Annotated in this window: 10 protein-coding genes and 1 pseudogene; 10 read left to right on the top strand and 1 reads right to left on the bottom strand. The window is 38.4% G+C overall.

Annotation, left to right across the window (positions count from 1 at the left end; translation table 11 throughout):
- The 10 genes and pseudogenes from CFI03_RS06915 to CFI03_RS06875 all read left to right on the top strand — a co-directional run bounded on the left by CFI03_RS06915 (position 1) and on the right by CFI03_RS06875 (position 14,754).
- Positions 1–720 (top strand): M48 family metallopeptidase, encoded by a 720-nt coding sequence (locus tag CFI03_RS06915; RefSeq protein ID WP_248756935.1) that lies wholly within the window; start codon positions 1–3, stop codon positions 718–720.
- An 18-nt stretch (positions 721–738) separates the two neighbouring features.
- Positions 739–5,016, top strand: coding sequence for a sigma-70 family RNA polymerase sigma factor (locus tag CFI03_RS06910; protein WP_248756934.1), 4,278 nt, complete (start codon positions 739–741; stop codon positions 5,014–5,016).
- 152 nt (positions 5,017–5,168) lie between these two features.
- Positions 5,169–7,328, top strand: coding sequence for a coiled-coil domain-containing protein (locus tag CFI03_RS06905; protein ID WP_248756933.1), 2,160 nt, complete (start codon positions 5,169–5,171; stop codon positions 7,326–7,328).
- A 17-nt stretch (positions 7,329–7,345) separates the two neighbouring features.
- Entirely contained in the window at positions 7,346–8,125 is a 780-nt protein-coding gene (locus tag CFI03_RS06900) for an OmpA family protein (RefSeq protein WP_248756932.1), read from the top strand.
- Complete coding sequence (locus CFI03_RS06895; RefSeq protein ID WP_248756931.1) at positions 8,115–9,377, top strand: hypothetical protein; 1,263 nt, start codon at positions 8,115–8,117, stop codon at positions 9,375–9,377. Before CFI03_RS06900 ends, CFI03_RS06895 begins: the two co-directional genes overlap by 11 nt.
- A 5-nt stretch (positions 9,378–9,382) precedes the next feature.
- Complete coding sequence (locus CFI03_RS06890; RefSeq protein WP_248756930.1) at positions 9,383–12,133, top strand: DEAD/DEAH box helicase; 2,751 nt, start codon at positions 9,383–9,385, stop codon at positions 12,131–12,133.
- A 227-nt stretch (positions 12,134–12,360) separates the two neighbouring features.
- Positions 12,361–12,990 carry a GIY-YIG domain-containing protein gene (locus tag CFI03_RS06885; protein ID WP_481857656.1) on the top strand — a complete coding sequence of 210 codons (630 nt, stop codon included), beginning with the start codon at positions 12,361–12,363 and terminating at the stop codon, positions 12,988–12,990.
- An 8-nt stretch (positions 12,991–12,998) separates the two neighbouring features.
- Positions 12,999–13,433: pseudogene (locus CFI03_RS06880) on the top strand (DUF6884 domain-containing protein); the annotation flags it as partial.
- 72 nt (positions 13,434–13,505) lie between these two features.
- The gene (locus tag CFI03_RS31415; RefSeq protein WP_481857657.1) at positions 13,506–13,760 is read left to right on the top strand and encodes a DUF7662 domain-containing protein; all 255 of its coding nucleotides are present in this window, start codon (positions 13,506–13,508) and stop codon (positions 13,758–13,760) included.
- A gap of 10 nt (positions 13,761–13,770) precedes the next feature.
- A complete protein-coding gene (locus tag CFI03_RS06875) occupies positions 13,771–14,754 on the top strand; it encodes a restriction endonuclease (RefSeq protein ID WP_248756928.1) in 984 nt (327 codons plus the stop codon).
- A gap of 8 nt (positions 14,755–14,762) precedes the next feature.
- Here the strand turns inward: CFI03_RS06875 and CFI03_RS06870 are convergent, their stop codons facing one another.
- On the bottom strand, positions 14,763–15,422 hold the full coding sequence (locus CFI03_RS06870; RefSeq protein WP_248756927.1) for a 3'-5' exonuclease: 660 nt from the start codon (positions 15,420–15,422) through the stop codon (positions 14,763–14,765).
- Positions 15,423–15,817 lie beyond the last annotated feature (395 nt).

Genomic DNA, 15,817 nt, shown 5'->3' with positions numbered 1-15,817 from the left:
ATGAAACAGCTACTACTTGGAGAGTTAATTATCGATGTTGTACATAAAGACATCAAAAATATACACCTAAGTGTTTATCCGCCAAATGGCAAGGTTCGTATTGCTGCACCGTTACGAATGGACCTCGACACAGTACGAGTCTATGCAATTTCGAAGCTTGATTGGATTAGAAAGCAGAAAGAAAAGTTTATAAATCAGGATCGTGAAGCTCCAAGAGAATATTTGAATCGTGAGAGTCATTATTTTAGAGGTAAACGATATTTGTTGCAGATTTGTGAAACCAATACTGCATCAAGAGTTGAATTAATGCATAGTAGAATTATACTCTATGCCCGTTCAAATGCAGCACCTGAGAAATTACAAGGGATATTAGAGACATGGTACCGTGCTGAGTTAAAAGTATTAGTAGCAGAGCTTATCGAGAAGTGGGAGAAAATATTACAAGTCTCGGTTGAAGAGTTTGGTGTAAAAAAAATGAAAACCAAATGGGGAACATGTAATCCAGAAGCCAGAAGGATATGGATTAATTTAGAGTTGGTTAAAAAACCACCTGAATGTTTAGAGTATATTGTTGTCCACGAAATGGTTCATTTATTGGAACGTAATCATAATGACCACTTTATTGCTTACATGGATCAGTTCTTACCTAACTGGCGGTCACTTAAAGAGTTATTAAATAAATTGCCTGTTAAACAAGAAAGCTGGCAGTATTTGAATTAGTAATAGGGGGCAACCAGGTTGTCATCATTTGAATTTCTAAAACTCGTTAACAAGAACTTGGCTCAGCTCGCAGAGCAGGCGGAGGGGGCGATATGGTCAAGTCCTAGAACGACATTAATTCAGGCTCGACTATTCGGAGAGCAATTAGCAGCCTTGATTTCTCAGACAGAGAAGGTTGAGCCTGTCTATGCGATTAAGCAAATTGAACGGCTTCATCTGCTTGCCCGTAAGGATATCATCTCTGATGAAGTTCGTGGGAGTTTTGAATGGCTTAGAATGAACGGAAATGCAGCAGCTCACGATGCAAAAGAAGTTCCAACAGATCTCGCCTTATCTGCACATCGACATTTGTATGCAATTTCAGCATGGTATGTAGAAGCATATGGCCCATTGGACTTTGTTGTGCCAGATTATCAGTTACCTATGCCATTAACCTCGGGCTCTGTTGAAGAAAATAATGAGCTTTCTCAGGAAGATTTGAGCGAGCGCTTAGAGCAGCTTCTGAAGAATCAACTCGAGGATAAGCTGCTTCCTTCTATTGATGAACGTTTTCGTGAAATGAATGAGTTACTCGTGAAGTTCGCTGGACAAATGGATGAATGGTCCAAGAAAGGTTCGGAACCATCGGATCCTTCGATCAGTAGAAGTAATTCTGAAATCATCAATATTAAAACAGAGGTTTTATCTCAATCAGGTGATGTAATTGAGAATCAGAGTGAAATTGAAATCGCGGACTATATGATCAAAAAATCATTAGATATCATTGATAAGAGAGAAAATGGTGGGGCGTTATGGGTTATTGGTGGATGGGAACTAAAGGATATCTTGTTTGCACTTAAAAACCAAGGTTTCTATTTTAGATTTGCCCGAAATGGCAGCCAGTCAACTAAGCGTAAGCCAGCTTGGTTTCTCACAGGCAAGGATACAACAGAAAAGCGCTATTTAACATTTGACTCTGATGTAGTTAATGCGGAAGTCGAAATTACAGTAGGATCTAGTGAGTATCAACATGAAGAGAAAACAAAGACACAGTCGCAATCTGATACGGAATCAACGATAACTGATTCAAAAACAAATCGTGAAGATACATCAGTAAATGATTTAGATCTAGAAGCATTGGTTAAAATCCCCTCGTATCTTCAGTGGAGGAAAGTTGCGTCTTACAAACCATGTAACATGAGTAATATTGCAGAGAGCCTGGGTATTGTTTACTTTAATGACTGGTCTGAGGATCGGCTTCGTGAATTATATCGACATCAACCGAAGCTATTGCATAATGTACTTGTACAATTATGGTTTTACGGTTTTGATTTCCAAGGTGAGTTAAGCAGATTTATCAAGCTCGAGCGGCCTGAGTTATGGACGTCTATTCCTTCGTTGACTCCAGAGTTGATGCTTGAAAATATCCTAACAATTGATATTGTTCGTCAGTTAGAGAGGTTTGGAATTCGTACGACGGATCAGCTTGTAGGTTTACCGGAATATTCTCTTCAATGGCTACTACGTAATAGGTATGAGGTCGTACAAACTGCATTACAACCACATATTCTTAGAGATAATAATGAAACGATAACCCCTATTACTCAAAATGAGGTATCATCGCATGTTATCCGATCAGAAGAATTTGAAATAGTGATACCGCCGCAATTATTGATGTTTCCAATTAGGGATTTACCTATATATGGTTGTTCATCTTTATTAAGCGGAATCATTAGTAAGTGTGGTTTTACTGTACTGGGTGAATTGCCAACTGATCTTATTAGCATTCTTCCAAAGATTAAAGGGGCAGGTCCAGGATCACTTGAGAAAATGATGAAACAATTGCAAACCTTTATCTCAAAGCATGGTGATATTGAACAAGAGGTTGCATTGAGTACCACGAGGATAAAGATTACCGATCAAGTTGCAAATGAAAGTAGGAAATTAATTTGGGAAGATAAGATCATAGAACTTAGTGAAAATGATCTTGAAATGCCTATTACAGCTGCAGAGTATCCTTCAGTCAAGCGAATTACACGCTATCTAGATGAGCAGAGTATAACAAAGGTAGGTTTACTTCCTACTATGCTGGATCAACTGACCAAAGGTGAAAGCGTAGGGAAGACCTCCATCGCAAAGTTTGTATCTCTATTATTTGAAAGATTAGAAGAATATCAAGCAGAGGCTAAAATGCGAGAGCAGTTAGAAGTAATGTCTATGCCTGAGCGAATAGATTACTCTCTAAGTAAAACGGTAGAAAAATTATCTATCAAATTAACTGAGGACGAGATAAATAGCAATCGAAATCTTCAGATGTTATATAGTCGCTGGCTGGAGAAAAAAGAAGGTAGGAAGGCAACACTCGAATGGCTTGGTCAAAAATTCGAATTGACTAGAGAAAGGGTCCGCCAAATTATTAATAAAATGCTTCGTTCGTTTCATCCAGATATATTGGATCTAGAGCGATTATTAAAAGAAGCTTGTTTGTCTTGTAATTCTTTCTTTTATTTCCCTATTAATATTAACGATGACTTTATACATGGGTTAATTGAGCAGGTCGTTGAAGAATTCGAAGGGCTTATCTATTTAGAGCGTTATGGTTGGTGGACAACACTTTCTCAAGAAGCAGTCGAAATGATAGAAGAGTCTCTACACCAACATCTAAATATTCAATTACGTGGACGGGTTTGGGATGAAGGGGAAATACGAGAGTTTCTTAGAGTGAAATTAGCAGATAGTGGTATGCCTTTGGATTTGAGCTGGAGTATGATTTTCTCTGATTTGTCAACAACGAGTGAAGGTAATTATTATTTGAAGAATTCAAAAAAGTGGGAAGTTGTTGAAATGGTTCTTCGTCAATTTCCTGAAGGTGTAGAAATATATAAGCGTGAAGAGGAATTAATGTCTCTTGCTAATATCATTAAGCCAGGGGAATACGTCAAAGAACGCGACTTCGCTTCGGTATTTGTTAGAGATGATTTTCTAGAAATTGCCTATCTATGGGGAAGAGGAACATTTATACACCATGAGTTTGTTCATGTGGATGAACAACTTGTTATTGAGGTAGCGAACAAAGCATTAGAATTACTTGAAAAGCGAAGTCCGATTTCTGTTAATAGATTATTCCCGCTTTACGAAAAGCAACTGAAGGAAAGTGGTATTCCTACTGAGTATGCGCTTTATACAATGTTACGTAAATTAAGTTCTAGCAAGCTTTCGCTTAATAAATTCCCACATATTTGGCATAGTGAAGATGCGTTTTATCTTAGTAATGCGGAACAGATTAAAGTATATATCCGGGAACACTATGAACCTCTGACAGTAGAGCATCTTCGGGATGAATTTGTCGGTAAGAGAGGTTGGAAAAGGTTCACGCTTGAGTTTTCAATACAAACAGACTCAGATTTCGTAAGTACTGACTTGGGAGTAGTAGGTCTTAGAGAGTTCTATCCCTATACTAGCAATGACTTGGTTCCATTAATAGAAAAACTTCAAGATCTGCTGACTGAAACAGGTGTAATTCATGTTAATCGACTGTTTGATGTTATGATAGACGCATGCAAATCACTCGGAATTGCTTCTTCCTATTTACTATACGATTTATTGAAAGGATTGGAAGAGTCAAAGTTCCGCTTGGTTCGTTATCCACTTATTTTATCGGCTAGTCACCCTGCCGGTGAACTGACACTACAAACTCTTGTTGAGCAGTACCTGGAGGAGCAGGATTGTGAAGTAGCGCGCGAAGTGGTCTATCATTGGGTTACGGAAGAAGTCGGAGCTAGAGCGGAAACACTTGATTCAGTATTATCTGCAAGTAATGTGATCTATTACTATCAGGATGGTCAGTTTGGAGAATATATTCATCGTAATTGTTTTGGCTGGAATGAAGAAAAAGAGAGATATCTTGTTGACGCAGTATTATCAGAACTGAATCAATTGGATAGCGTGGGAATTCCGTATACAACAATAACACAATTAATGAATCGACTAGAGTTACCGGTTTTGAATAATCATCTTACTTGGACGGAAGATCTGCTCACAGACTGTCTAAGGAAAAGTGGTAGCTTTTTGTTATTAGGTTCATACAATTATATCGTTGTTAAGAGAAGTAACCATGAAATTTCTTCTGAAACAGATTGGTTAGCTTGCATACTTCGCTTAGAATTTAATGGTAGGGTTTCTCGTATCCAATGGCAACAAAGACTAGCTGAATTAAAATACTCTAAGGATGGTAGGTTTTTAAATGAAACTGTTCTTAAACTTGATAACAAGAGTGCTCCGTTCCTAATAAAAGAAGACGATGTTGTTCTGAGATGATGAAACTTTTCAAGCATTGAAAAGAGAGTCCAGCTATAATATATAGCTGGGCTCTTTTCTATTTCCAACAAACTTACAACAGAAAGAGGATTTGGAAGTGTATGCGTCGAAAGTCTCATGTTATACGAAAACAACTAGGAGATGAGTCGTGCATGAGTTTTGCGTTTTTTACAACAGGATACTTTTTTTCTATCTACATAGGAGCAATGGCGCTTTTTTGCTTATGGTATTTTAACAGGATTTATTTAAAGAGATATCGTAACGCTCATAAAGAGTCGATATTAATTCAACAGGAAATTCAGAAGCTTCATGAAATAGATAACATAGCAGAACGTTTTAATCATATGAATCAGTGGGTGCAAAATCAAACCTCTCCTTACACGCAAGAGTGCTTCGAGCCGGCGTGGAGAGCATTTTATAAAAAGTTCATGGAGTATCAACGGAATGGTGTCACCTTTACTCCAGACGTATTTGATTATTTTCACGAAGAGATCTTTATTCACAAATATGGTAAGAGGAAACTTGCTGAACTTATCCCTGGATTATTTCTAGCAGCAGGGATATTTGGTACATTCCTGGGGATCTTCTCCGGGGTTTCTCAGCTAGACCCAGGCGGTAATGCGAACGAAATGAGAAGTGGAATCGGACTGCTGTTAAGTGGGATGAAAGTGAAGTTCTTATCGTCAATGGCTGGTATCATCATGTCTAGTCTGTGGCAGTATCTAGATAAAAGACAATTCTTACCTTCGCTTACGGAAAGCTATTACCGTATTCGTGAAAGTATGGATGATGCGTTCCCTACACAAGAAGAAAGCACCGTACTGTATAGAATGCTTCAAAATCAGGAAAAACATATGCAGGATTTCCAAGCCTTCATGTCAGAGAAAATGATTCCACAAATGATGGCGGGATTTGGTGAAACAATTAATGGTTCCTTGTTACCTCCATTAGTGAAAACTCAATCTTTAATTGGTGAATTAATGGAGAAGGAAGAGAAACAGATGCTCGACTTTCAAAATTATCTTTCAGAGGAAATGATCCCTCAAGTATTGAATGGGTATGGAAAATCAATCAATGAATCCATCTTACCTTCATTAGTACAGACCCAATCATTAATAGGAGAATTAGTAGAAAATGAAGAAAAGCATATGTTTGACTTCCAAACATTTATGTCAGAAAAAATCATTCCCCAAGTAACGACAGGTTTTGGAGAAGCAATAAATGGTTCCTTGTTGCCACCATTAGTACAAACTCAGTCATTAATTGGAGAGTTGGTTGAGAAGGCTAGTGTTAATCAAATTGAAGGAATGAGGCAATTAACCTCAGAAGTAATGAATTCGTTAAATGAAATCACTGGTGAGCATATGAAGAATCTAGGAGAGGCACTGCGCAAAACAATTGAGTGGCAACAACAAGTCCATGATGATATGAGTGGGCTTATTAGCTCCATGCAGGAGTCTGCAAGAGAACAAACTCATATGGCTGACAAAACAACTAATTTAACCGAGCAAATTAATACATATACAGTGCAAGTAACAGAGTATCAACAGGTAATTGAATCGACAGTTGCACAGCTCAATGAAACAGCTAGTAAGAATAGTGAGATTGATAAAGCAATTTCGGAGCTGCTCGACCGTATGGTAGAAGAACGGGAGATATTCCATACACATTTTGAAGACCATATTGGTCGATTCCAACAAAATGTTGAGTCCATAATTACCCAAACAGCTTTGCAAGATTCTGTGCAGAAACAGTTGGAACATAATCTGGGTCAGATAACTAATATGGCTGAAAGCCAACAGCAACTTGTAACTGCTTTATCTGAGTATGCTATTCATTCAGAGAAGTCAGGTGCTGAAATTACTCAATTGTTACAAAGATTTGAAAAGAATGCTTCCACTTACATTGAACTTCAGGAGAATATGAGGGGAATATTGGAGCTAAGCGGTGAAGAAAGAAAACGAATGGATAAACTTGCTGAAAGTATACAGGGCACCCTTGTAGATCAAGTGGCACAGATGGACAACCGAAACAAAGCTATGACAGCTATTTGGGAATCAAGCAGTAACATTATGACGAAAATGAATACTCAACTTGCTACTTCAATGAATCAATTTACTGATGATATGCATAGAGGATTAAATCGAACATTTGAACAATTCGATGAAGAATTGACCAAGTCTGTTGGTTTACTCGCGAAGGGTGTTGATGCCATGAGGGATGGGATGGTAGAACTCCCTGATGTCATTCAGGATCTAAAAAAATCTGTAATTGAAATGAATAAACTAGCTAAGCAGGCAGCTAATCTGTAGGGAAGGGAAGGTTTTTCATGGCTAGAGGTTTTCGTAACATCAAGAGACATGTTCCCAGTGCCCACTCAGAGGAAAAAGAAAGTTCCTGGGTTTCATATACGGATTTGATGTCAGCACTCCTCATAATTTTTGCTCTAGTTATCATGATTACTATGTACGATACGCAAAGTGCGTATGAGCAACAGAAGCAGGTTATGGATCAAGCGGCTCAAAATATTAAACAAAAGGAAGAAGTCATAAAGCAAAAAAACCAGTTAATTGAAGAAGTTATAGGGGTTAAATCTCGTATTATTCAAGAATTGGTTAAAGCATTCCAGGATTCCAAATTAAATTTGGAAGTGGATCAGCAAACTGGAGCAATACGTTTCTCAGGAGGAGTTTTCTTCGATAAGAAGAGCAGTACTGTCTCTTCTAATGGGGAGGAGTACTTAATTCAATTCATTCCACAGTACATTAGCATATTGTTATCTGATCAATTTAAAGATGAGATCGCACAAATTATAGTTGAAGGGCATACCGATACGGATGGGGGTTACCTATACAACCTTAAACTTTCTCAGGATCGTGCGCTTTCGGTTGTTCAGAAGGTATTCGATCCAACATTCCCTAAGTTTGATCACCAAGATGAATTGCAAAAAGTCATAACTGCTAATGGCAGGTCATTTAGTGTGCCGATATTGGATAGAGACGGGAAAATTAATTTGGAGAAATCAAGACGAGTTGAGTTCAAATTCCGTTTAAAAGATGAACAATTGTTAGACAAACTTCAGGGGTTGATGCAAGCAGATGGACAATAACACTTATTTTTTTCATTTTACATTCAATCCTAGTAAATTGCGTAGAATTAGACATGAAGTTGAGAAAAGGTATGAGGACATTGATCAATTAACAGCAATGCAACTTAAGGGAATTAGACTTCCTCAACTTCTAGAACTTGTCCGTAATACTTCCGAAGAAGATATTTATAAGGTAGCACAATCACTTAGAAAGTCGGATGTCATGATTCTTTTATATGCCTATCCTTATCCCGAGGAAAATAATGAAACAAAGCGGAAAATTAATCTAATGTTGACTGAAAGATATAGTGTTACGGTGGGCACTTTTGCTTGGGAATTATTCCAGTATTTTTATGAAGATCCATTCCTACAAGATTTGCTTAGAAGAATCTACGCTGTAGATTCTTTTGAGTTTTTATTGCTAAATGCCGGTAATGCATTACAAGAGGCAATAAAAAAAGCACTAACTAATCGTAATGGTGTTGCGAAGGGGATAGTTCCATTACTTACTAGCGGTTCTACAAAGGTAGCGGATTTAAGGAGGCATTTAAAGTTAAAGTTGGATGCTCCATTAGAAACTTACTTGTTATTTGATATGCTTCGTTCTGGTCTTTATGAGGATATAGTTATTAAACGTGAGGGCGAACAGTTTATTACACAACAGCTAGAAAAGTATTCAATGGAAGATTACCAGGGATTAATGAAGATATATCTAGAGGCAAGAAAACGTGAGCAATACCATACATTTATTATGGAGCAAGCCATACGTAGACTTCATGACCCACGAGAACGTAATGCAGATTGGCACTTCTTAAATGACGAATCTATGCTAGAAGTTAATCGATGGTTGTTAGAAATTGAATTGAAAAAGTTCTTTGAAGGAGATACCAACCAGCGATTTGAGTTTTGGAAAAGATATTTACTGCAAATTGACAATGTTGTTCAACTTAAAGAGAAAAATGATCCAAAAGTTGCTTTTATCTACTTCAAAGACTTTGTTGTTGTGGAATTTGGCAACATTGGTTCTGCATATTTCTATCATCGAGTCGGATTTGATCAAAAAATCCTTAGTCGTACGTACTCAGCCGAGTTTAAAAGGAAAAGTGAAACTGGGAAAGAGGGTATGTTAAAAGAGACAGCTAGAAATTATAATGGTCAATTATTATTTATAAATCGATTGGGTCATCACGGTTATTCTTATACATGGATGGAGAAATTTAAGCGTCATATGGATTATTACTTAGATGGATTGTTTGAATATACAGAGGGGTAACTATTATGAAGCTATGGAATCGTATTCTTAATAAGAAAAACGCGGATCCCTTAGTACCTATTCGCTGGAAGACAACACCACATATAAATGGAATGGTTTTTCAATTATTAAAAGGAGAGCACTCACAGGTGTCTCTTCCTTTAAGCTTGTCTGTGTCTGAACTTCGGAATCAGCCTGATTTAGAAGCTTTGGAGACTATTGAGATGTTGTGGTACGAAGAATGGCTTGAAGAAGTGAATGAGAGTTATGTATTACCATATGAAAAGATATTAGAACTTCCAGGAGAAGTGCGTTCTCTTCTTTCCATTCCAGATCCAGCAGCTGAAATTAAAGCAAGGTTAGCACATGAAGGAGCTGTAGGTACAGCTCATTTTAGATTCATACTTGAAAAAAATTATGGCAGTTGGAGAAATATAGAGAGAACAGCACAATCGATGGGGCCATGGATTAGACTTCCAGATCAGACGTTACTCTTATTACCTAATGAGCTCTATAGATTAGAGCAACTGATTACTCAGCCCCCCGATGCACTTGATCGTGATCGGATATTTGCATATGTCGCTCAAGTTCGATCGGAAGCTAAAAAGCTCGGTATTGTAATGGATGATTATTTGGAGCAGCAAGAGTATAAGTTTGTTGATAATGTTGATATTGAATTGAATTATGACGGTGAGCAAATTAATTTGGAGCCATTATATATTTCAAGTGATCCCATAGCACCTTCACTATTGAAACATATGAGTGAGAATTCAATTGCTTATTCATCGGATCCTGTTAATGGGAAAGTGTTTGTGAATCCTGAGGTTTTAAAAAAATCAGAAATGATCCATGAGACAGCTCCAGTCTCGGGACAAGATATACCAAGGTTTGTTGAGAATCCAGAAGCATATCTGCCAGAAGTTGAGGGGCTAGATCTTTCACTATTCGGAGAACGAGTGAAGTCATTGGGGATAAGGGTATATCGAGCACAGCCATTTGTTCATGCATCTGATAAAGGAAGAGGCTGGTTCGAAATTGAAGCGGGTATTGCTGTTATGGATGAAGAAGGTGAGACAAAAGAGGTATATTCCCCTTCAGAGTTTCATTCAGCGTTTCAAGGCTCAACAGCTTCAGGGGAAGAATATTTTAAATGGAATGATACCTGGATAAGAAACCCTCATCAGATGGATTCCTTCACCGAGGCTGCTGAGCGGCTTGAACAAACATTTGGAGTAAATACACAGATTGATGTGACAAAATTACCTTATGTCCTTGAGATTTTTGAGAATATTGGAAATCTGGAATTTAATCAGCCTATAATTGAAGCTCATCGTGAAATGATGGATCAAGGTATACTTTCACCTGTTCCTCCTACGATATTTAATGCCTCTCTTAAGCCTTTCCAAGAAGATGGTTTTGTATGGATGAAATCTTTGTACTACAAGAAATGGGGAGGATTACTAGCAGATGATATGGGATTAGGTAAAACTATTCAAGTTATTTCCTTATTATCTTATTTGCAAGAAATAGGCCAACTAACTCCCACTCTCATTGTCTTACCTAAAACACTGATTGAAAATTGGCAATCAGAGATTAATAAATTTGCAGCAGTATTAGGAGATTCTCTTTATGTTCATAGTGGTGTGTCCAGGCTGAAATCTGCAGAACTCTTAAGTGTTAATGGAATTACATTAACAACCTATCAAACCTTGGTTCGGGATCAACTGGCTTTTGGACAAGTGGAATGGCAAGTTGTAATCTGTGACGAAGCACAAGCTATTAAAAATCCGACGACAGCTGCCAGCAAAGTACTTAAAGCATTGAAAGCCAAGTTCCGCCTAGCCTTGACAGGTACTCCAGTAGAGAATGGATTAAGTGAGCTGTGGTCCATTATGGATTATGTTCAACCGGGACTACTTGGTAGTTTAAGTGAATTTAAACGTGATTTTATCAATAAGCTTGAGGCAGAAGAACGAGATCCTGCTGTTGAACAGAAACTGTTAGCACGTATTTCAATGGTCTACAAAAGGAGGACTAAGAATGAAGAACTAGCGGGTCAAATACCTGACAAAAGAAATATTGACCTTCCTGTGGCCTTAGGTGATGAGCAGAAGCGATTATATGCTGAAGTTGTAAATCAAGTAAAGACCAAGAAAATGAGCGCACTTCAGGCAATTCAAGTGCTTAGAGCATTATGTTCTCATCCAGCGTTGGTTGATGAAAGATTCTCAAACCTACCTATTAAGTCCGTCCCTAAACTTGAGGAAACGATAAAGTTAGTCAAGGAGATTAGTAATAGAGGGGAGAAAGTCTTGATCTTTACTGAGTTACAGCATATGCAGGAAATATTGAAGAAAGTGCTCCGTGAGCAATTAGAAATCAACCCTTTTATTATCAATGGTATGACGGAGCGCAGGCAGAATGTTGTAGATCAGTTTAATCAGAGAGCGGGATTTGATGTTATGATACTATCTCCTAAGGCTGCTGGAACGGGGCTTACTATAACATCAGCGAATAACGTTATCCATTACACTCGTTGGTGGAATCCAGCAGTGGAGAATCAAGCCACGGACCGTGTCTATCGAATTGGTCAAGAAAAGCCTGTTCAAGTGTACTATCCAATTGTAACGGATTTTGAAGGTGTACTACGTAATGGTACTGTGGAACAAATTGTTAGTAGAATCATAAGAGATAAACAGGAGTTAGCTTCTTCTATCGTAGTATCAAGTAGGAAGTTGGATTTGGAAAAAGAAGCTTTACGTAGTTTGTTTGAATGATGAAAAGTTTATTTGAGGCTCATTGAGGCCTCTTTTTATTGACGAACAAACATTCCCTGACGTCCATGTGTCGTAAGAGTGCTGCATAATTAGTTAATAGACGTTTGGGGAGAATATGGGAAGATCGGGTATGTAGCAAATAGCGTTTCAACTGTCCGAAAGGCTGCAGATGCTTGTTCGGGCAGAACTTACGATTCCTTTGAAGAAACGGAGATTGATAGATAACAATGTGCTATTTATGTAGCGAATTACATCTGCTTGTCAACGAAATGCCTAGATTTCGATATCCTTTTGACGACAAGCTTATTCCTATGAACGGAATTTATTTTTTATTCGAGAAGGATGAGATTGGACATGATGTTGACCGAATTGTACAAGTTGGATCGCATACAGGCATGAATCAGCTTCGATCACGTTTGCAGCAGCATTTTGTTAACCCGAGTAAGGATAGAAGTATCCTCCGGAAAAATATTGGCAGATGCTTACTGCACCAAACAATGGACCGGTACCTTAAGGTATGGGATCTTGATTGTACTTCACTAGCAAATAAAGCCAAGTATGGTTCACAAATTGATACGGTCTATCAGCAAACGATAGAAAAGAAGGTAAGTGAGTATATACAAAATAATTTCTCATTTTGTGTACTTGAAGTACCAAGCAAAGAAGAACGGAAATACCTAAAATCAAAAATCGTATCTACTGTAGCGACATGTCAGGAGTGTATTCCGTCAGACCATTGGCTAGGAATGTCCTCTCCTAATTCTAAGATTCAAGATAATGGTCTTTGGCAAGTTAATGAATTGTTTAATGAACCGCTTGATCAATATAACTTGCAAAGACTGGTTGAGTTACGCTGATGGATATCGTGAAGAAACTTTGTATAATCCCTTGTGGTTCAGCGAAAGTCTGGGATAAGAATCCAAATGCAGGACCACAAATAGCGAAGGATGTGTATACGGGGGTATTTGCCTCTACCTGCCAGCGTTATGCACGAGTATTTTTTGATCATTGGGTGATTTTATCAGCAAAGCACGGATTTTTATTACCAGACGATATTGTTCCAGGACCTTATAACGTTTCCTTTAATAAACCATCATTGGACTCTATACCGATTCAAGCATTGGAGCAGCAAGCCGTTCAAAAAGGTCTGTTAGAGTTTAACGAAATTACAGTACTTGGCGGAAAACATTATGTGGACCGGGTAGATGCAATATTTAATAAGGGGCAGCTTATAGATCTTCCTCTTCGTGACTGTAAAGGCATTGGTTATATGCTTCAATGGCTTGTCCAGGCCCTTGAAGGAAACAATTCGACTACGAACAATTTAAAAGAAACTAGAACAGCTAAACGTGCTCTAACTCAAACAGATAATATCTCATTATCCATAGGAAAGTATTCTCCTTTATTTCATTATCTCAATGAAGCAAGTCAATCTGTGATTACATTGACATGTGAACAGATTGAAAATATTGTTGGCTTTTCTTTGCCTACATCTTCAATCAAACACCGAGCATGGTGGGCGAACGATGTGACGCATTCACAAGCAAAAGCGTGGCTATTAGCCGATTGGGAAGTAGAGGATGTATCGCTTCCTCAAATCACATTTAGACGAAATCAAATATCTTGAGGTGAATAATATGAGTAAATGGTGGATGGTACGAGCAGGGGATAATAATGAATTGATACCAAATTGGCAGTTAAAGAAGGCGGCTTCTATAGGGTGGGCTGATCTTGGTGATCCCCAACAATCTGCTTCGAGAGACAAGCTTGTTAATAAGGCTCATTCTGTATATTCGGAAGAGAAGCCAGGCACTCGTCTTTCATGGGCTGGACAAGTTTGGAGATTCTGTCGTGAGATCGAGGTCAACGACCGAATCATTACTTATTCAAGGGAATCCAGAGAATACTTAATCGGGACTGTTTCTAAAGCTCATCAGTATCAACCAGATGTGATCGATCCATATTATCCGAATGTTATAGGGGTAAAGTGGGAAGAGAAAAGAATTTCTAGAGACCTATTATCGCAAGGAGCTAAAAATTCCTTAGGAGGGATATTAACCGTATTTAGAGTCGATGATTGGGGTGCCGAACTTACAGGTTTATTAAGTGAACCTTCGGAACATACAGAAGTTGAACCTATCGGAGAAACAGATGAAATAGGCCATTTGGAATTCATTGAACAGGCAAAAACAATGGTAGAAGATCTTGTGGACCGATTAGATCCATGGCAAATGCAAGACTTAGTTGCAGGTCTACTCCAAGCAATGGGATACCAAGTATCAGTGAGTCCAAAAGGGCCAGATGGTGGAGTTGATATCTTGGCACATAAAGATGCTTTTGGATTTGAGAAACCAATTATTAAAGTACAGGTGAAACATCGGCATTCGGCTAGTGGGGGCCCAGAAGTTCAGCAACTTCTAGGCGCCAATCCACATGGTGCGAACAGCTTATTTGTATCGACCGGTGGTTTTACCGCAGCTGCTAAAGCCTCAGCCCAACACAATGGTGTTAAGTTATTGGACTTAACAGGATTAGTTGAACTAATTAATGAATGGTATGATAAAATGCCGGTCGATAAGCAGGCCTTAATACCGCTAAAGAGGATTTATGTGCCTTCTTAATAGAGTTATTAAATAACAGCATTTACTTGCAAGCCCGCAAGCTTTGCAAAAGGATTATTAACTTCTCTACCCGTGGAATATACAATCTTGGACTCGGCTTCTGATTCAATTGCGGCGTTATTTTCCTTCAGAACAAGCTGCCCAAATATAGATTTAAAGAGTTTGGCAGTATTAAATGCGTCGTCGAGCGCATTGTGATGGGTACCGATAAACGTAATTTGATTAAGCTGAAGCGCTTTGGTTAGTCCGAATCGTCCGCCGTTGTTACCGCCTTGCCCATATGTAAATGGCAGCTGGATATCGTTATAGTTTTTTATCCAGTCAGGGTTAATGTGCTGCTTTCTGCATTGTTTTACGAGCATTTGTTTATCGTCTGGCCCCCATGCAATGAGGTAATAGGAGTTGCCTAACCATTCAATAAAGGACTGAATCACATCGCTAAAATTGGGTGCTGCGTCAACTTGCGCTTGCGTAATACCTGTGAAAGCTGTTGTACGTGGCGTAATAATGGGGTGTTCGCTTGGACGGACATAAGTATGAAATAAGTCTACCATAGCCAGTTCACCTTCAATTTCGTTTATCTTTATTGCACCGATTTCCAGAATATCCGCAAGTGAACTTCGATCCTTTAGTACCGTAAATTCCAGATCAAACACGATATAATTCATGAAAACCGCTCCTTTTAATCATTTGATTTGTTCTTAAGATAACATGGTCAAATGACGGCATATTGTCATGGAACGGATGTTCGACGAGAAAGAATTAACGAAATATAAAGAATCCCCTACATTGGGGATTTTTCTATGGAACAAACGTTTCCTGACACTCTCATGTCAAGTGAATGATTTATACTAGCGGTAAATATACAAATCACTTCCCAAGGAGGCTCCCATGAACATTGATCAAATTAAAGAAGCTTTATCAATTCCCGAAACCTCGTTGCGCTGTGAACGAGTGCTTGATGTAGTCCAGCCGGTACTTCGTCAACTGCTTGATTCCTTTAAAACCAAATATGCAAATCAAGCGCCGGATTTAATTGATTATTATGTACATACTTACGAAT

It is taken from the genome of Paenibacillus sp. ATY16 (assembly GCF_003399985.2).
GTDB lineage: Bacteria > Bacillota > Bacilli > Paenibacillales > Paenibacillaceae > Pristimantibacillus > Pristimantibacillus glycanilyticus.
Note: the sequence above shows the minus strand (reverse complement) of the source record. Positions and strands in the feature narration are given on the sequence as shown.

Bases quoted from the DNA above. Each gene is read 5' to 3' on its own strand.
- CFI03_RS06900 (WP_248756932.1), top strand. From the start codon at position 7,346: ATGGCTAGAGGTTTTCGTAACATCAAGAGACATGTTCCCAGTGCCCAC.
- CFI03_RS06875 (WP_248756928.1), top strand. From the start codon at position 13,771: ATGAGTAAATGGTGGATGGTACGAGCAGGGGATAATAATGAATTGATA.
- CFI03_RS06915 (WP_248756935.1), top strand. From the start codon at position 1: ATGAAACAGCTACTACTTGGAGAGTTAATTATCGATGTTGTACATAAA.
- CFI03_RS06895 (WP_248756931.1), top strand. From the start codon at position 8,115: ATGGACAATAACACTTATTTTTTTCATTTTACATTCAATCCTAGTAAA.
- CFI03_RS06890 (WP_248756930.1), top strand. From the start codon at position 9,383: ATGAAGCTATGGAATCGTATTCTTAATAAGAAAAACGCGGATCCCTTA.
- CFI03_RS06885 (WP_481857656.1), top strand. From the start codon at position 12,361: ATGTGCTATTTATGTAGCGAATTACATCTGCTTGTCAACGAAATGCCT.
- CFI03_RS06905 (WP_248756933.1), top strand. From the start codon at position 5,169: ATGAGTTTTGCGTTTTTTACAACAGGATACTTTTTTTCTATCTACATA.
- CFI03_RS06870 (WP_248756927.1), bottom strand. From the start codon at position 15,422: ATGAATTATATCGTGTTTGATCTGGAATTTACGGTACTAAAGGATCGA.